This window comes from Mesorhizobium metallidurans STM 2683 (genome assembly GCF_000350085.1).
Lineage (GTDB): Bacteria > Pseudomonadota > Alphaproteobacteria > Rhizobiales > Rhizobiaceae > Mesorhizobium > Mesorhizobium metallidurans.
Genome location: NZ_CAUM01000098.1, coordinates 23,457 through 41,511, shown reverse-complemented (window position 1 = coordinate 41,511; position 18,055 = coordinate 23,457). Strand labels below are relative to the sequence as shown.

Sequence of the window (18,055 nt, the reverse complement as noted above, 5' to 3'; positions counted from 1 at the left end):
ATGAGGCGCAAAGCCGCTGTTGGGTCAGCGCCTCAGGAAGGTCGCCTATGGGTCATGGGCGTGAATTCGGCCGGGGCAAACGAGCGTCCGCTGCGGGTCGAACCCGATCGTTTAGGAGTGATTGGGTTTGACCTCACCTGTACTCGAAAATCGACCTGAAAATCCCGGGTGCGATTACCGACAGCGGATTGACGTCCAGTTTCGGCTTGTTGGCATCGCCCCTGAGCCGGTAGGTCACGCCGATCAGGCCGCGATCCCGGCCATTGCCGAGCAGCGTGCCGAACAGCGGCAACTCGCCAAAGATGCGGTTGAGGCCGTAGACCGGCATGAAGGTGCCGGTCATGTCCATATTGTTGTTCTGGTCGTAGAGCGTGCCCTGGAAGGTGGTGCCGATGCGCGGGCCGCGCAGCACGCCATTGGCCAGCTTCAGATAACCGGCGCCTTTTTCGATCTCGGAAGAGCCGCGCTCGAACTGCACACGCGACGTGTCGAGATTGCCCTTGACCGCTTCGTTCAGGCTGCGGCTGTCGCCGGCCGGCGTGGTCGACACGATCGAGGCGAGTTTCGGCTCGTTGACCACGTAGAAGTTGCGGGCATCGACCTGGCCCCGCATCGACCCGTCGCTGGCCCCGGCCAGCGCCAGCGTGATCGAACCGCCCTCCATATGCTCGTAGATGTTGAGGAAGCGCAGGATCGCGCCGGCATCGGCCGACTTCATGTTGAGCGCGCGCCTGCCGTCGGCGGTCGTGTTGCTGATGGTTATGGCGGCGCCGGAGTCCGCCGTGGCGCTCACCTTGAGCCCGTTCACCCTGGAACCGGCGGCGCTGTAGTCGAGCTTCAGGTTCGACAATGTCTCGTCGTGGAAGCCGGTCAGAAAATTGACGTCCGCACTGACGGAAACCGCGTCGGAACCCGTGGTCTTGGTGGCGGTGTCGACGTCGGAGGTGAATTGCTTGATCAAGGAGCGGGCATCGAGCGCATTGCCGCTGATATCGATCGCAAAGCCCTTGCCCGATCGCTTGACCGACACGGCGACGTCGTCGCCCCGGTTCAAGGTGACCTTGCTGAAGCGGGCCGAGGACAGTGCGCCCTTGACCAGAACGACGCTGCCGTCGATCGAGAAGCTCTTTCCATCGAGGTCAAAGTCGGACAGCGTCGTGGTGTCGCCGGACTTGGTCATGGCGAAGGTGACGTTGGCGGGAATGCCTGGTCCCTTGCTCCAGCCGGCCCAGGGGATGTCCAGCCTGGCGTTGGTCAGGTCGGCCGAGACGTTCTGGCTGCCGCCGCCGCTCTTGTCGATGGCAACCTTGATTGTTCCCGAAAGCAGCGTCGACAGGCCGGGCATGGCGGTGGCGCGCATCTTGTCGTCAAGCACCATCGCCACCTTGCGGCCGGGTGGCGGCCCGTCGTCGGTTAGCGGCTCGATCAGGTCAAGCTCGGCCGGAAGGCCATTCAGCAGCGCTTTGGCGGAGATGACGGCCTTATCGGGTTCTACCGTAATCGAGCCGTCGGCGTTCGTCACCGTCTGGCCTTCGAACGGCTTGCCCAGCGACAGGTCCTTGTAGTCGAGCGCCACCAACCAATCGAGTTTGGAGGTATCGACGCCGGATTGCAGCGGGATGTCGGCCTTGACGTGGCCGGTCACCGTGCCGGACAGGTCGTCAGGCAGCAGGCCGACATGGCGCATGGCGTTGATCGGCTCGTAGGATGCGAGCTCGGCGATCGCGGCGGCTTCGCCGGCGACGTCGATGTCGAGCGCGCCGATCACCGGCGGGCGGTTTGCCGCTTTTACCGCCATCCTGCCGCCGCTTGCCGCCACGGTGCGGCCGCTCGGCATATAGACACTGCCGGAGGACAGCGTGATGTCGACATCGTTGCCGTAAAATGCGACCACGCCGACGGCATCGCGGATCGGCGGAATGCGGCCGGCCGTGTCGAAACGCGATCCTTCGATCTGGAACCGGCCGAACACTTCGTCCGCCGAAAGCGGAACGCCGTTGCCCAGCCGCCCCGGCACGACCTGGAATTGGAGATTGGCGTCGACGACGCGGCCGCCAAACAGGTTCTTCAGCACCCAGAGGCGGGCGTTGCGCGCGGAAAACCACGGCCACAATTGCTTGACATGCGAGACCGGCATGTCGTGGACGTTGAGAGCCACGGATATGCCCGGCGCCTTGCCGTCGACGAATGTCACCGACGCCGTGCCAAGCACCTCGCCCGCGGACCCGGATCTCACTCCGATCTGCTCGGCGACGAGCTTGTGGCTTTCGGGCTGGTAGACGCCGGCGACACGGGCAAAGAAACTGAGCGCAGGCTCGGGCGAGTCCGAAGGCGCCAGCGTCGAACCGTCGCTGGTCAGATCGTAGCGGTAGGACGGCTCCTCGCCCGCCGTTCCGGTGGCCGGCTTCGGGCCGATCGAACCGGCGAAATCGAATATCGAACGGCCGGTCTTCAACAGCAGCTTGTCGACCTGGATCTTGTTCGAGCCGGCGACAAGCGTCGCATCGAGGTCGACATCAGCCGGAAGCAAGCCGCGCTGGCCGAGATCGAGCACGGACCCGGTGAGCGCCAATGAGGCTGTCAGCCGCGATGCACTCTCGCCAAACCCTTGCGATCCCGCCAGCTTCAGGGCGACCGCGCCCATCTTCCCGCCTGACGCTGCCACCGCCTCGACGGCCTCCGCCATCTTCACGCTGGCATCCAGAGCGGTCACGCGGCGGGTCGTGATGTCGCGGGTGGCGGAAGCGGCGATGGTGAGCGTTCTGCCGTCGACTTCGGCGTCGGATGAAAACTCCATGCCGCCCGGCCCCGACTGCGAGACGGAGGCGTCGGTGATCCTGACCAGTTTGACCGACCCGGCCTCCGGCAGCACGAGATCGACATTGCTGAGGTCGATCTGGCGCATCGAATCCTCCCGCACCGCGTCGAGTGCGTGGTTGATGTTGGAGAAGACCGCTTCGGACAGTTTTTCCGGATCGATGAGGCCATCTTGATTGCGCAGCGCCGCCGTCCAGTCGCCGCCCGACGGCATCGCCGCCATCACGATATGCGCATCGGAAATCCTGGCGCTGGTGAGCCGCACCTCGCCCGAAAGCAGCGGTATCAGCCTGATGCCGAAGCGGACCCGCCCGGCATCGGCCATCGGCTTGCCCTCTGCGGTCTTAAGGCTGACATCGTTGACCTGCAGCGCAATGAAGCTCGACCCGTCGAGCGTGAGGCGAGCCGGTCCGGCTTCGACATTGACGTCGACCCCGGCCAGCTTTTCGATGGCCGTTTCGGCTTCCGCCCGCAACCGTTCGGAGCCGATGCCCGATACGCCGACCATATACACCGCAGCGGCGGCCAACAGCACAAGGGCGACAAAGCCGGCGAACAGCCTCGCCAGAATGCGAACGCCGCGGCCTATCGACGCCTGGCCGAGCGGCGGCACCCGGCACGCGGACGGGAAGGCCCCCAGGTCGGTGATCTCATCACGCCTGAATCTGATCTTCTCGTGCTGCGGTTGCTCCTGATCCACGCTATTTTCCGTTCTACGAACTCGATCGTGGACGAATCCCCGCTCGACATTATATCGATGAGGCTGCGCGCGTAACCACAAACAAGGGCATCGATATGGCTGATCTCAAGGTGGGCGATCTTGCGCCTCAGTTCGACCTTCCCCGCGACGGCGGCGGCTCGCTCAGCCTCGCGGCATTGCTGGGCAAGCCGGTCGTACTCTACTTCTATCCGCAGGACGACACCACGGGCTGCACGACCGAGGCGATCGGCTTTTCGCAATTGAAGCCGGAATTCGAGAAGGCCGGCGCCGTCGTGATCGGCCTATCGCCGGACAGTGTCAAGAAGCACGACAAGTTCAAGTCGAAATACGATCTGACCGTCGATCTGGTCGCCGATGAGGAGCGCAAGGTGATCGAGGCCTACCATCTGTGGGTCGAGAAGACGATGTATGGCCGCAAATATATGGGCGTCGAGCGCGCCACCTTCCTGATCGGCCGCGACGGACGGATTGCCGGGATCTGGCGGCAAGTCCGGGTCAAGGGTCATGCCGAGGCGGTGCTGGAGGCGGTGCGCGCGCTTTAAAGCCGACTCCGCCGTCTCGGGGCGTTTAGAGACCCGCGCTGACCGCGAGGGCCAAACAGGCGCCCCGTCTTACTTTGCCGATTTGGCTGCACCCGTGAATTGCAAACGGTTGCGGCAAAGCAACCGACCGTTAACCTTAATGATGTGTAATGAGGCTCGTCGTTGGTGTCGTAACGAAAGCTTGGTCACGTGAACGTAACCGGTCAGTCAGCGGTCTTCGGCAGGCGCAAGGAGCCCCACACGGTCATCATCGCCCGGGGCGATGAGATAAGGCACTTCACCATACGGCCGTGGGTTGCCGCATTTTGCGGCTCCGCGCTGGCGGCGATCGTCATAGGTTACCTGCTGGCGACCTCTTACCTCGTGCTGCGCGACGACCTGATCGGCGCCACCACCGCACGGCAGGCGCGCATGCAGCAGGCTTACGAGGATCGCATCTCGGCGCTGCGCGCCCAGGTCGACCGGATCACCAGCCGCCAGCTTCTCGACCAGCAGCTCATGGAAACCAAAGTGAGCGAGCTGCTGGAACGCCAGAGCCAGCTCAGCCAGCGCCATGGCCGCCTTGGACCGATCCTCGACCGCGCCGAGAGCGAGGTCGGAACGCCGCCCGCGGCAGGCACCGCGGCAGCCGCAAAGCCGGACCAGCGCGCCGAGGCTGCCCAGCCACAGGCCTATACGGTTGCCAGCCTTGGTTCCGGCCTGGGTACCAGCTCGGGCACCGGCGACAGCAGGCCGTTCTCCCTATGGTCGACCCGCTCCGATCCGCTGCCCAGCGACACGGCTGCCGACCGCGCCGACAAGCTCTTCGTTTCGATCAACGAGTCGCTCAAGGCCATCGAAAGCCAGCAGCTCACCCGCATCGCCACGCTTGCCGACAACGCCTACAAGAACGCCGATGCGATTTCGCAAGCGCTCGAGGCGGCTGGCTTGCCGGTCGACAGCGATTTCGGCGACGAACGCGATATCGGCGGCCCGCTGATCCCCGTCGACAGCTCGATGATTTTCGACAGCAAGGTCAGGGAACTCGACGAGGCGCTGGACGCGCTCGACCACCTCAAAAAGGAGGCGCGCCGCCTGCCGCTCGCCAACCCCGCGTCCGGCCGTTCCGTCACCAGCCCATTCGGCGTGCGCACCGATCCGATCCTCGGCACCGCGGCGCTGCATTCGGGCATGGATTTCAGGGCGGCGATCGGCGTGCCCGCCAAGGTCACGGCACCCGGCGTCGTCGTCAAGGCCGGCTGGAACGGCGGCTATGGCCGCATGGTCGAGATCGATCACGGCCAGGGCTTTACGACGCGCTTTGCGCATCTCAGCGAAATCGGCGTGAGGGTCGGCCAGAAGCTCGACGCCGGCGACGTCATCGGCAAGACCGGCAACAGCGGCCGCTCGACCGGCCCGCATCTGCACTACGAGGTCCGCCACAATGGCGAGGCGATCGATCCCCTGCGCTTCCTGACGGTCGGCAAGAAGGTCGCGCAGTTCCTTTAGTAGCTGCAGCCATCGTCCAGGCTGCAAAAGAGTGCTGTCGGAAAGGCTGCCGATCTCCCCCTGCGGGGGATCGGCAGCTTTTGCCGTTCCGCCCGCACTTCATGCGCGTCAGTCATTATTTTTGAATTCCATTTGACTGAATAAATCTTTGATGCCAACCTGCGTTCTCCTAAGGGACGCAAGGGCATGGCACTGCGGGGGACCAATCAGGAATTCGGGCGGCCTTACAACAGGCGCATCGTGCTCGAATCCATCCGCCTTCATGGCCCCATTGCCCGCGGCGACATAGCGAGGCGGGTCGGGCTTACCGTCCAGACGGTTTCAACCATCGTTCGCGAACTGGAGGAGCACGGCTATGTCCTGTCCGTGCGCGAGGAGCCGCGAGGGCGCGGCCTGCCTCCGGCAACACTCAGAATCAATCCGGAAGGCGGCTATGCCGTCGGCATCCACATCACCCCCCTCGGGATCGACGCGGCCCTGACCAACCTCAGCGGCGACGTGATCGAAAGCGCGCACCGTGAGGCGCCGAATGCCACGCCTGATCTTGCCTTCGACCTGATCGGGGCGATGGTCAACGATTTGACCGGCTTGCGTCCCGGCGGCCGCGTTCTTGGCATCGGCATGGCGTTGCCCGGCCCATTCGGGGTGGAATCGATGAGCTTCGTCGGGCCGACAACGATGACCGGCTGGAAGGACGTGTCGCTCAGGGAACGGCTGGCGGCTTCAACGGGGTTGCCGGCTTTTTTCGAGACCGACATGGCCGCCGCGGCGATGGGCGAGCGCCTCTATGGCCTCGGGACGGGATATTCCGAATACTACTATCTCTATTTCGGCGTCGGTCTTGGCGGCGTCATGGTGCATGACGGGAGCGCATTGCGCGGCGCCTGGGGAAATGCCGGCGAGATCGGCCACATTCCCGTGGTCCCAGGCGGCGAGGCCTGTCCCTGCGGCAACCGAGGCTGCCTCGAACGCTATCTTTCGCTCGAAGCGCGAGGACGCTGGAGCGGCAGTGACGCCGACTGGGTGGCCGAGATCGGCCCGGTCTTCCGCAACGCCATCGCCGTCGTCGAGAACCTGTTCGACCCTGAAACCGTCATCCTTGGCGGACTTGCGTCCACCGATCTGCTTGAGCGGCTGGCCGGCTCGGCAACGCAGCTTCCCAACTCGGTCTCGGCCCGAAGGGACCGCGCCAGCCCCCGCATCATCGTAGGGCGCGGTGGACAATATGCGGTGCTGCGCGGCGCCGCCGCACTTGCCGTTTCCGGGGTGCTTTCGCCACGCTTCGGCCAGATGTTCACCGCCGAGCGCGAACGCGGGCGGGACCTCCTGCAAGGCAAGGGGATGGCGGCATGAGCGGAGTTCAGCCTGGCATGATCGGAGCTCAGCCTGGCATGAGCGATCCCCTGCTGGTGCTCGACAACGTCGCCAAGAATTACGGCGCCATCGAAGCCCTGAAAGGCATCAGTTTCTCGATCGGCAGGGGCGAGGTCGTGGCGCTTCTGGGCGACAACGGCGCCGGCAAGTCGACGCTTGTCAAGATCATAGCTGGCGGCCTGGAGCCGACTTCCGGCCGCATGCTGTTCGAGGGACGGGAATTCCTGGCCAGGTCGCCGGCCGAGGCCAAGGCCGCGGGTATCGAGACCGTCTACCAGGACCTGTCGCTTTGCACCAATGTCGACGTGGTGGCCAATTTCTTCATGGGTCGCGAGATCACCAGGAAGGTTCTCGGCGTTCCCGTGCTCGACGAACGCGCCATGGAGCAGGTGGTCCAGAAGGCGCTGGCCAGCGCCGGCACCCGCATCCCTTCGCTGCGCACCAATGTCGAGCATCTTTCGGGCGGCCAGCGGCAGGCCATCGAACTCAACCGGTTCGTGCATTTTGGCGGCAAGCTCGTGCTTCTCGACGAACCGTTCGCCGCGCTCGGCGTCGAGCAGACGCGGCGCGGCCTCGACATGATCCGCCAGGTGGCGAGCCAGGGCATCGGCGTCGTCATCATAACTCATATCATGCAGCAGGCCTTCCAGGTCGCCGACCGGATCGTGGTGATCCGGCAAGGCGTCGTGGCGGGTGATATCGCACGCAACAAAACAAGCCCCGACGCGGTGATCAACATGATCACCGGTGAGACGCTCGCCGGTGCCGGACCGGCTGGCTGAGGGACAAATGAGGGGTCCGGCGCAAGAGGAGCGAACGACATGAAGAAAATACTTCTTTCCGTCTTCGGTATCCTGGCACTGGCCTTTGCCACGCTTATGCCGGCATTCGCACAGTCCAAGGGCACCGTCTATTATATGGTGCCGACACTGCTCGATGAATTCCAGACCGGCTCGGTGAGCGCGCTGGAACTCTTCCTGAAGCAGACCGGCTATGAGATGAAGACGCTGAACGCCGACAACAAGACCGACGCCCAGCAGTCGCAGATGAACGACGTCATCGCGCTAAAACCGTCGGCGATCATTCTCGCCGCCGTCGATTTCAATGCGTTGAAGCCGTCCATCGAAGCCGCCCGCGCCGCCGGCATCCCGGTGGTTGAGTTCGACCGTCAGATCACGTCCACCCCCTCCGACTTCACCTCGGTGGCGGGGACCGTCGAAATCGGCTACGTCGCCGCCGATCAGGCCGAGAAACTGCTGACCGCCAAGAACGGCTCCGTGAAGGGAAAAATCCTGCAGGTGCTCGGCGATCCCGGCGACCCTTACACGCTCGACATCCAGAAGGGTTTCGAGGAGAAGATGAAGGCGTTTCCGGACGTCAAGATCATCTCGCTGCCGGCCATGCAATGGGAAGCCAGCAATGCCGGCACCATCGTCGCCGACCAGATGCTTGCCAACCCCGACATCGACCTGATCTTCAGCCACGCCGCCCATCTCTCGGTCGCCGCCGTCGCCTCGCTCGAGGCCGCCGGCAAGAAGCCGGGCGACGTCATGCTGATGAGCTCGAACGGCGCGCCTGTCGGCCTCGACCTGATCCGCAAGGGATGGCTCAACGTCGAAGTCGAGCAGCCACTCTACGCGCAGGCCGCGGCGGTCGCCATGTTCATGGACAAGATCGTCAACAAGCAGGAGATCAAGCCGGGCGAGTACGAAGTGCTCGGCCTGAAGTCGACCGTGACCAAGGAAGCCTGGGGGCCGAACATCAAGATCCCCGGCGCTGCGATCACCAAGGAAAACGTCGACAACCCGGCCTTCTGGGGCAATCTGAAGCCGCCATCGGATATGGTGAAGCCGGTAGAATAAGACAGTTGCGCTCCGGGCCGCGCCGGCTCGGAGCGCCCACTCCAAAGCGCCGCGCGCCCGCATGGACGCGCGTGGGATGTTGTATCGCCTTGAACCCGAGCGCCAACCGGATCAGCCAATGAATCCCCGCACACGCCAAATCCTCGAGTTCGTCCTCGACAACCTCGTCTGGTTCATGCTGGTCTTCGTGCTGGTGGTCTTCTCCACCTTCGTGCCGAACTATTTCCAGCTCGGCATATTCGCCAATATCATCGAGGCGTCGAGCGTGCTTGGCGTCATGTCGATCGGCCTCGCGCTGGTCATCATCGCCGGACATATGGACCTGTCGGTCGAATCCGTGGCGGCGCTCAGCGCCATGGCGGTCGGCATCCTGTTCTGCTCGTCGGGTATCGGCCTTGGCATTCAGCTGAATCCCCAATGGCTGATGGTTCCGGTGTCGCTGCTGATCGCCGTTGTCGTCGGCGGCATCATCGGCGCCTCCAACGGCTATCTGGTCGTGCGACTGAAGATGAGCGCCTTCATCATCACGCTGGCATCCTACATCTGGGTGCGCGGCCTCGTGCTGGTTATTTCCGGCGGCCGCTCGGCGCAGGATCTGGCGCCGGCGATCCGCTGGTTCGGCATCCAGCGCCTGCTTGGCCTGCCGCTCACGGCCTGGATCGCCATTGCCTGCTTCGTCGTCTTCTCGCTGATCATGGCCAGGACGCCGTTCGGCAGGCATCTCGTCATGATCGGCGGCAACGAGACCGCAACCTTCCGTGCCGGCATCCGGGTGAACCGCAACCTCGTCATTGCCTTCATGCTTGCCGGCGCCATCGCCGGCCTTGCCGGCTGGCTGCTGACAATACGCACGTCCGGCGCCACCGCCAATCTCGGTGTCGGCCTGCTGTTCAACGCCTTCGCCGCCGTCGTCATCGGCGGCGTCAGCCTGAAGGGCGGCGTCGGCACCCTGCCCGGCGTCTATGCCGGCGTGCTGCTGCTCTCGGCCATCAACACGGCGATCAACCTGATGGGCCTGCCCGCCAATTTCACCCAGGTGATCCACGGCCTGCTGGTGCTTGCCGCCGTGCTGCTCGACGCTTTCAAGCAGACCATCCGCCAAAGACTGGCATGAGAGGGGGGCTGGCATGAGCGGGCGGCCGGAAATCGGAAGACTTGACGGAAAGGTCGCTTTGGTCATCGGCGCGGCCCGCGGCATCGGCAAGGCAACCGCCCTGCGTTTTGCCGAGGAGGGCGCGAAGCTGGTACTGGCCGATACCGAGATCGAGGCGGGGCAAGCGGCCGCGGACGAAGTCGGCGCCGCCTTCATCCGCACCGACATCTCGCGGATGGCCGATGCGCAGGCCGCGGCGGCGCTGGCGCTCGACCATCACGGCCGGCTCGACATCCTGGTCCAGAATGCCGGCATCTACCCCTGGCAGCTCATCGAGAACACCAGCCCGGATGACTGGGACCGGGTCATGGCCGTCAATCTGCGCGGCACCTTCAATGCCACCCGTGCCGCGCTCGTGCCGATGAAGGCGCAGCATTTCGGGCGCATGCTCTACACCTCGTCCATCACCGGCCCACACGTCACCAGCCCCGGTCACGGCCACTACGCCGCGACCAAGGCCGGCATCAACGGCTTCATCCGTTCGGCGGCTCTCGAATTCTCGGGCTACGGCATCACCGTCAACGGCGTCGAGCCCGGCAACATCCTCACCGAAGCGATCCAGATGCATCGCGGCGCGGCCTATATCAAGAATATGGAAGACTCCATCCCGCTCGGCCGGCTCGGCAGCCCGCGCGACGTGGCCAATGCCTTCCTGTTCCTCGCCTCGGACGATGCCAGCTACATCACCGGCACGACCATCGTGGTCGATGGCGGGCAGTTGCTGCCCGAGGGCAAGGATTTTCGGCTGCTGCCGCCGTGATCGTTGTGTCGCCAAACGACCTGGCTTCGTGTTTTGGGGTGCCAACGCAAACAATGCTGCCGGGGCAACTTCCGAGGTCCACCACCCAAGGCACCATGCCAGAAAGGCGGTCGTTGCCCCCGATCCGACCGCCACATACAGCATTGGCGGCGGTGGGCAGAGCTCGGATTTTATGAATTCGAATGCCGATCAAAATTGCCCCGTAGGCCCACAGGGGTGCAAGCCCCGATATACCCAATGCCAGCGGCAGGCCGCCTCATTCGCCAACGACGGTGAATGGCCGCCATTGCGGCCAGTAATGGGCGCTGCGGCAATGGGCATATGTCAAGTAACGGGTCAGCCACCAAAGGGCTGTTGGAGGCCGCAGAGCTTGGCTCTGTGGTCACCAATCATTTTCGACGCCTGTCGACGATTTCAAAGCGACGGATTGAGAGAAAGCATACAACCAATTGATTGAGTGGTGGGCGATGACGGGCTCGAACCGCCGACATCTTCGGTGTAAACGAAGCGCTCTACCAACTGAGCTAATCGCCCGCTCCGGCGCGGACCTTTAAGCGGTCGGGACCGGCTTCGCAAGGCCAAATGAGCGGGCGATGCCCCAACCGCAAGCCGGTTTGGGCGACAAAGTTCGCCCTGTCAAAAAACCTTCTCCTGTTTGCTGTTATGCTGTCGCGCTCCCCGCTTGACACCCGCTGGCTTACCCCTTATCCACCGCCCCAACGACGAACACGGCTGACACGTGCTCGTCCATGCGCGGGTGTAGCTCAGTTGGTTAGAGTGCCGGCCTGTCACGCCGGAGGTCGCGGGTTCGAGCCCCGTCACTCGCGCCATTCTTTTGAATGGCCTAGGTTTCCTTCATACAAAAAGTTTCGACTTTCAGTTTTCTGAGAGTTTCGACTTTTTGTATTCGCTTCATTTCCTCGCCAAGTTAATCATGCGCCGGCCATTTCAAGAATTTTCCTTGTAACGAGAGATATCGCTGGCTCCTCATTTTCAATGTAAGCGGAACTCTTGTCTTCAATCCTTGGAACTGGCCTGCCTTCGTACCAAGAACTGGCCTTCCCTGATTGATCTTTTCGTTTTTTCTTCTCGAAAATGTCTCGGTATCTTCGCGGCGAGATGCCGATAAATGGCTCAAATAGGACTTTTTTCTCTCGTTCTGCGGGAGAGAATGTGATGGAATCGGCGTGAAGATCCTTTGCGTGGCTTTTTGGATATGGTTCTAAAAAAACGACTCTTCTAACGCCGGAAGATACAATATGCTTTGCGCACATATGGCAGGGAAAGGTTGTGCAAAAAAGTATCGATCCAGCTAAAGCTTTGCCAAGCCGTGCTGCGTCAGTGATGGCCGACATCTCGGCATGGATAATCCGACCGAACTCGATCAAGTCCATTACTTTCGAATCCGAGATTGATTTTTCAGACATCAATCTGCGAACTTGTTTGTGAGTCGAGCCAGAAGATAAGAGCTTCTCAGATAGGAACCCGAGTTTACCCATTCGCTCAACCAGATCATCGATTACGCGAATTTTGCGGCTATGGTTTCCGTCGGCACCTTCCTCAAAATCACGATGTTTATCGCCGGCATCGTCACACCAATAGGTCCCGCCAAAAGGTTTCGGCACTTCGTTGCAACCTAAGGCAATAACCTCTCCGTTGGGGGAGAACACGGCAGCACCAACTTGTCGCGAAAGGTCTAGAGATCGAAGGGCCGCTCCAGCCGCCGCGTACATGCCGTATTCAGTCTTTGTAGGCGAATAGCTATTATGGCCAAAAAAGGCTCGGATGAACCGCTCGACTGTACTCTTTGAACCTTGGTTTACTTCGCCTCTAACAAAAACATCCCCCCGATGGAAAACGTCTGAAACGCGTTGCCCATACTCGTCAGAAATTTCGTTATTGTCGATAGAGATTAGGTCGATCGCCTGCTTCTCAGCATCGTCTTCTTCTATCGTTCCAGTGCCATATTCTTTGATTTTTTTTACGAGTTGTGACCTACGCTCCTCCTTGTCAGAGAAGACGGAAATTTGAATGAACTTCCGACCGTAAACCTGGCGCAGAAGGGCGATTTCCTCCTCCCGTTTGAACTGGCGGACTATGAAGGCGGTACCCAGTAAGGGTGCCTCACGTGCAATTTTCGGATCCATCTTCGGTTGTAGTTCTTGTCGCAGTCGGCGGATTTCACTTATTGCGAGGCAGGCCAACGCGGCCTGATTGTCAATGGTCCGGCGCACCGTGTCTGCGTTCGAGATCAACGAACGGTATCTGGCGCTGTAGGAATCCTCTTCGACCCTCATCTGAGGGAGTAGGTCTCGCATCACCTTAGTGATGTGGATTACCTGTGATTGGTAGGCGACGTCCTTGAGGCCGCTTTCGAGGAAACTCACGATGGCGTCGAGATCGACACCGATTGGGCCAACGAGTCCGATGACGAGTTCAGGATTGTTTATGGTGACCGTGTTGCTCATTTGCCCCCCCGGGATGGAACTTAACCGTTCCGTTTTTATTGTCGTATGAGAGTACTCATACCTGATGTATCATAGAGTCGCAAAATCGCTGGAGGGTGAACAATGGTCGAACCAGAACGCGTCAGCCTGAGTCAAAGTAGCAGTCAATCGAGAAAAGAGCAGCTTAGTGAGATCATGCGAGACGCTGTGAATAGCGTTTTGGAGCGCCCGGACTCCAGACGGGGGCCCTATATCATAGACAACAACGACATTAAGAACGTTGTTGTTCGGCGCTAATCGCATCAATCTAATGTCTAGGCCCGCGCTGCCGTGAAGGCAGGCGGGCTTTGCTTCATTTGAGGGATTAGATCTCCCTCAACCCTCCAGCAGCACCGCCTCGACCTCTTGCAGTGACGGCATCGACGGCGCGGTGCCGGGCCGCGTCACCGAAATGCCGGCGACGGCGCAGGCAAAGCGCACCGCCTGCAGCGGCTCCACGCCTTTGGCGAGTGCCGCGGCCAGGCCGCCATTGAAGGCGTCGCCCGCGCCCGTGGTCTCGACCACCGGGCCGGCATTGACCACGGGAACATGGTCGGAACGGCCGGCCGTGTGGAGCAGCGCGCCTTTTTCGCCAAGCGTGATGATCACCGTCCCAACGCCCTTGCCGAGCAGGCTGTCGGCGGCGCGGCGGGCATCGTCGATGGACGACACCTTGATGCCGGTCAGTCCCTCGGCCTCGGTCTCGTTGGGCGTGACATAGTCGCAAAGCGCGTAGATGCGGTCGGGAAGCGTTACCGACGGGGCCGGAGCCGGGTTGAGGATGGTCGTCACCCCTGCCCCGCGCGCGATTTCCAGGCCCCGCAGCGCCGCCTCGACCGGCTGTTCGAGCTGGGTGACGAAGATGCCGGCCGAGCGGATCAGGCCGGCATGGGCCTCGACGTCATCCGGCGAAATCAGCATGGCGGCACCCGGGCAGACGATGATGGCGTTGTTGCCGCTCGTCTCCTCGACGAAGATATAGGCCGCGCCAGTGTAGCTTTGCGGCGTGTCGATGACGGTGCTCTTCACGCCGGCCCGCACCCAGGTCTGCCTCGCCATGTCGGCAAACGGATCTACGCCAAGGCGCGTCAGGAAAGTGACGTCGGCGCCCAGCTTGCCGGCGGCGACGGACTGGTTGGAGCCCTTGCCGCCGGGGCCAAGCTTGAAAGACGTGCCAAGGATCGTCTCGTCCATGCGCGGCTGGCGGACAGCGCGATAGGCGGTATCGGCGACGAAGACGCCCAGTATGACAATAGGCTTGCCTGGCATGTCGCTACACCGCGTCCGGCGGCACGACGCCCTTGCGGAAGGCGAAGCAGCCATAGAAGCGGCGCTCGCCGGTCTGGAGGACGCAATAAGCCCGCTTGGCGCGCTCGTAGAAGGCGTAGCGCTCGACCGAGATCATCGGCCAGGCCTTGCCTTCCGCCGCATCGATCTCTCTTTGCACTTCCTTCTGCACGGGAGGTATCTCGTCCGGCTTGCCGACGATCTCCATGCGCGCCGCCGCATCGTCGACGAACGTGTCAAGCGGATAGAGCGATAGCACCGCCTTGACCACGTCGGCCGCCGGCGCGTCGATACGCAGCAGCTTGCCGAGCACTGTCTGGCGCGCGGTCGAATCGGACGGGAAATTGGTGTCGACGATGATCAAGTCGTCGCCATGCCCCATCGCTCTCAGCGCCTGGAGCACGTCGGCATTGAGCAGCGGATTGATCCCTTTGAGCATGGCATTCCTCCCGAACGGGCTTTTTGTGTGTGAGGTCAGATACGGCGGCCGGTCTCTGCATCGAAGAGATGTACCTGGTCCAACCGGGGCTTGAGGTGCAGCGTGTCGCCCGGCTTGAAGTCGTGGCGCTCGCGAAACAGCGCCACCATCTGACCCTCGCCGAAGCGCAGAAAGACCAACGTTTCGGAGCCGGTCGGCTCGACCACCGAAATCTTCGCCGGGACGCCGTCGGGGTGGATTTCGAGATGCTCGGGCCGCACGCCATAGACGACGCCGCGGCCGCCCTCGACACTGCTTTTCGCAGATATCGGGAACGGCGTTCCCGATATCTCGACGACTGGCTTGTCGCCGTTGCTCACGATGCCCTTCAGCAGGTTCATCGACGGCGAGCCGATGAAGCCGGCGACGAACAGATTGGCCGGCCGGTCGAACAGTTCCAGTGGCGCGCCGACCTGTTCGATGCGGCCGTCGCGCATCACCACGATCTTGTCGGCCATGGTCATGGCCTCGATCTGGTCGTGCGTGACATAGATGGTGGTGGTCTTCAGCCGCTGGTGCAGTTCCTTGATCTCGGCGCGCATCTGGACGCGCAGCTTGGCGTCGAGATTGGAGAGCGGCTCGTCGAACAGGAACACCTGCGGGTTGCGCACGATGGCGCGGCCCATGGCGACACGCTGGCGCTGCCCGCCCGAAAGCTGGCGCGGATAGCGCTTGAGATAGGGATTGAGGTCGAGAATATCGGCGGCGTGCTTGACCCGCTCTGAGACCACCGCCGGATCGGTTTTGCGCAGCTTCAGCGCAAAGGCCATGTTCTGCTCGACCGTCTTGTGCGGATAAAGCGCGTAATTCTGGAACACCATGGCGATGTCGCGCTTGGCCGGCGGCAGATGGTTGACGACACGGTCGCCGATGGCGATCGTGCCGCCGGAAATGGTCTCCAGTCCCGCGACCATCCTGAGCAGGGTGGACTTGCCGCATCCGGAAGGGCCAACCAGCACCACGAACTGTCCGTCAGCGATGTCGACGCTGACATCGTGCAGGACCTTGACGGTTCCGAATGCCTTGGCCACATTGCTGATCGCGACTTGGGCCATTCTCCCCCCTTGGGTCCTTGGGACCCACAGGCCCTTTCGTTGCCGTGAAGCTAACCAACGCGAACGGCAAGGGCAAGTCAGTCTCTTATAGATAAAAACCCAACCTCGTTGACACGGCACCTGGTTGCGAGAATAGTGGCAAATGCCAATCCGACTGCCGGTCATACATCCGAAAATCGGAACTCCAGGCGACGCAGGGTGGGGTCCCACGTCCCCGTTTGATCAAGGAGAACCGCCGGCGTTCGGGCGTCCGACAGCTTGGCATATCAAATCACGACTGTTGTTCTGGGAGGAATGGTAGATGAGAGTCGGTCTTTACGAAAAATTGGTGCGTGCGGGTGCTACCCGTCGTGACATCCTCAAGGGCGCGGCCAGCATGGCCGCGATCGCCGCGGCATCCGGCGCCGGGCTCGGCGCGCTGACGCGCCCGGCTTCCGCGGCAAGCGAACTGCGCGCGCAGATCCTGCAGATTCCCGGCGTCGGCAAGGGTCAACCGACCGATGCGGACTTTCAGAAGGTCGGCGAGCTCTGCCTCGAGGCGACCAAGGCCAATGTCAAGGAAGGCGAATTCGCCGGTGTCGAGTTCACCTTCATGGGCCTCAACAACCAGAACCTGCACAATGTGCTGTTCCGCGGCTTCCTGAAGCCGTGGGAGGCTTATACCGGCGCCAAGATCAGCTGGATCGACCTGGCGCAGGCCGACTACAACGCCCGCCTGCAGCAGTCGATCGCCACCGGTACCGTCGACTTCGACATCATCGAGATGGGCGCGCCGTTCGAAGGCGATGTCTGCGGCAAGGGTCTGACCTCGGAAATGCCGGACTGGGTCAAGGAGCAGATCGATATCGATGACCTCGTGGCCTATCTGAAACCCCCGGTGGGCACCTGGGACGGCAAGCAATATCGTGTGACCGTCGACGGCGACACGCACAACTTCAACTACCGCACCGACGTGTTTGCAGACTCTGATCTGGCAGCAGCCTGGAAAGCCGACAGCGGCGACAAGTCAGGCCTGACGGAGTGGGGCGTGCCGAAGACCTGGCAGCAGGTTCAGGCCGTCACCAAGTTCCTGAAGGGCAAGAAGTTCAAGGGCGAGGACGTCTATGGCTATCTCGATGCGCCCAAACCCTGGGGCGGGTTCGGCTTCTACTTCCTCGGCAGCCGCGCCAGCGCCTATGCCAAGCATCCCGACGACAAGGCCTGGCTGTTCGACGCCGACACGATGAAGCCGCGCGTCAACAACCCGGCCTGGGTGCGGGCGATCCAGGACGTCATCGACGCGCTGCCGTCGGAGCCGCCAGACCAGATCAATGCCGACCCGAACACGACCGGCTTCCAGCAGTTCCTGGCCGGCACCGGTTCGATGATCCCCTGGTGGGGCGATATCGGTTCCAACGTCAAGACCAACGACTCCTCGGTCATTGGCGACGTCACCGGCTTCTCGATCCTACCGGGCTCGGACGACGTCTACAATTCCAAGACCGGCCAGTGGGAAAAGCTCGCCAGCGGCCCGAACCATTCGCCGAACTGCGCCTATCTCGGCTGGGGCGTCTACGTCATGGCCCGCGTCGACAGCGACGAAAAGAAGAAGAAGGCGGCATGGTCCGCCGCCGCCCATCTCGGCGGCAAGGATCTGTCGCTCTGGACGGCCATGTATCCGTCCGGCTTCCAGCCCCACAGGAAGAGCCACTTCAACATTCCGGAATGGGTCGCGGCTGGCTACGACGAAGCGTTCATCACCTCCTACCTCAAGTCGGAGGGCGATTCCTACAACCATCCGAACGCGGCGATCGAACCGCGCATCCCCGGCATCTTCCAGTATTACAGCGCCGCCGAGGACATCCTGGCCAACACCTTCGCCGGCAAGATGAAGGCGCAGGAAGGCGCCGATGCCATCGCCGCCGCCTGGGAGAAGCTGACCGACCAGATCGGCCGCGAAAGCCAGATCAAGCTCTACAAGGCCTCGCTCGGCATGTAGCCAGGAGCTATGATAAGATCGCGGCCCGGCGACTCCTCGTCGCCGGGCCGTATC

General features: G+C 62.3%; 13 protein-coding genes and 2 tRNA genes. 9 read left to right on the top strand and 6 right to left on the bottom strand.

The features are described 5' to 3' along the window. Positions 1 to 133 precede the first annotated feature (133 nt). Positions 134 to 3,517, bottom strand: coding sequence for a DUF3971 domain-containing protein (locus tag MESS2_RS16130; RefSeq protein ID WP_008875447.1), 3,384 nt, complete (start codon positions 3,515 to 3,517; stop codon positions 134 to 136). 95 nt (positions 3,518 to 3,612) lie between these two features. Here MESS2_RS16130 and MESS2_RS16125 point away from each other — a divergent pair, with 95 nt between their 5' ends. From MESS2_RS16125 to MESS2_RS16095, 7 genes are all read left to right on the top strand, one after another. Beyond that, positions 3,613 to 4,080: a peroxiredoxin gene (locus MESS2_RS16125; RefSeq protein ID WP_008875446.1), complete on the top strand. Its 468-nt coding sequence runs from the start codon at positions 3,613 to 3,615 to the stop codon at positions 4,078 to 4,080. A gap of 189 nt (positions 4,081 to 4,269) precedes the next feature. Then, on the top strand, positions 4,270 to 5,568 hold the full coding sequence (locus tag MESS2_RS16120) for a M23 family metallopeptidase (protein ID WP_008875445.1): 1,299 nt from the start codon (positions 4,270 to 4,272) through the stop codon (positions 5,566 to 5,568). A 186-nt stretch (positions 5,569 to 5,754) separates the two neighbouring features. Next, the gene (locus tag MESS2_RS16115) at positions 5,755 to 6,921 is read left to right on the top strand and encodes an ROK family transcriptional regulator (RefSeq protein ID WP_008875444.1); all 1,167 of its coding nucleotides are present in this window, start codon (positions 5,755 to 5,757) and stop codon (positions 6,919 to 6,921) included. Positions 6,922 to 6,959: 38 nt separating this feature from the next. Further along, the gene (locus tag MESS2_RS16110; protein WP_040593253.1) at positions 6,960 to 7,724 is read left to right on the top strand and encodes an ATP-binding cassette domain-containing protein; all 765 of its coding nucleotides are present in this window, start codon (positions 6,960 to 6,962) and stop codon (positions 7,722 to 7,724) included. A gap of 39 nt (positions 7,725 to 7,763) precedes the next feature. Beyond that, positions 7,764 to 8,804: a sugar ABC transporter substrate-binding protein gene (locus MESS2_RS16105; RefSeq protein ID WP_008875442.1), complete on the top strand. Its 1,041-nt coding sequence runs from the start codon at positions 7,764 to 7,766 to the stop codon at positions 8,802 to 8,804. 118 nt (positions 8,805 to 8,922) lie between these two features. Further along, entirely contained in the window at positions 8,923 to 9,918 is a 996-nt protein-coding gene (locus MESS2_RS16100; protein ID WP_008875441.1) for an ABC transporter permease, read from the top strand. Between the two features lie 13 nt (positions 9,919 to 9,931). Then, complete coding sequence (locus MESS2_RS16095; protein ID WP_008875440.1) at positions 9,932 to 10,717, top strand: SDR family oxidoreductase; 786 nt, start codon at positions 9,932 to 9,934, stop codon at positions 10,715 to 10,717. A gap of 458 nt (positions 10,718 to 11,175) precedes the next feature. On the opposite strand, the gene MESS2_RS16090 is transcribed toward MESS2_RS16095, so the two are convergent. Next, positions 11,176 to 11,251, bottom strand: a tRNA-Val gene (locus tag MESS2_RS16090). Between the two features lie 219 nt (positions 11,252 to 11,470). On the opposite strand from MESS2_RS16090, the gene MESS2_RS16085 reads away from it, so the two are divergent. Next, positions 11,471 to 11,547, top strand: a tRNA-Asp gene (locus MESS2_RS16085). Positions 11,548 to 11,649: 102 nt separating this feature from the next. Here MESS2_RS16085 and MESS2_RS16080 read toward each other — a convergent pair. The 4 genes from MESS2_RS16080 to MESS2_RS16065 all read right to left on the bottom strand — a co-directional run bounded on the left by MESS2_RS16080 (position 11,650) and on the right by MESS2_RS16065 (position 16,023). Beyond that, a complete protein-coding gene (locus MESS2_RS16080; protein ID WP_008875438.1) occupies positions 11,650 to 13,185 on the bottom strand; it encodes an anti-phage dCTP deaminase in 1,536 nt (511 codons plus the stop codon). Positions 13,186 to 13,539: 354 nt separating this feature from the next. Then, positions 13,540 to 14,472 (bottom strand): ribokinase, encoded by a 933-nt coding sequence (locus MESS2_RS16075; protein ID WP_008875436.1) that lies wholly within the window; start codon positions 14,470 to 14,472, stop codon positions 13,540 to 13,542. Positions 14,473 to 14,476: 4 nt separating this feature from the next. Next, positions 14,477 to 14,929, bottom strand: coding sequence for an RbsD/FucU family protein (locus MESS2_RS16070; RefSeq protein ID WP_008875435.1), 453 nt, complete (start codon positions 14,927 to 14,929; stop codon positions 14,477 to 14,479). 35 nt (positions 14,930 to 14,964) lie between these two features. Further along, positions 14,965 to 16,023 carry an ABC transporter ATP-binding protein gene (locus MESS2_RS16065; RefSeq protein ID WP_008875434.1) on the bottom strand — a complete coding sequence of 353 codons (1,059 nt, stop codon included), beginning with the start codon at positions 16,021 to 16,023 and terminating at the stop codon, positions 14,965 to 14,967. A gap of 301 nt (positions 16,024 to 16,324) precedes the next feature. Here MESS2_RS16065 and MESS2_RS16060 point away from each other — a divergent pair, with 301 nt between their 5' ends. Further along, positions 16,325 to 18,001 carry an ABC transporter substrate-binding protein gene (locus tag MESS2_RS16060; RefSeq protein WP_008875433.1) on the top strand — a complete coding sequence of 559 codons (1,677 nt, stop codon included), beginning with the start codon at positions 16,325 to 16,327 and terminating at the stop codon, positions 17,999 to 18,001. Positions 18,002 to 18,055: the final 54 nt, after the last annotated feature.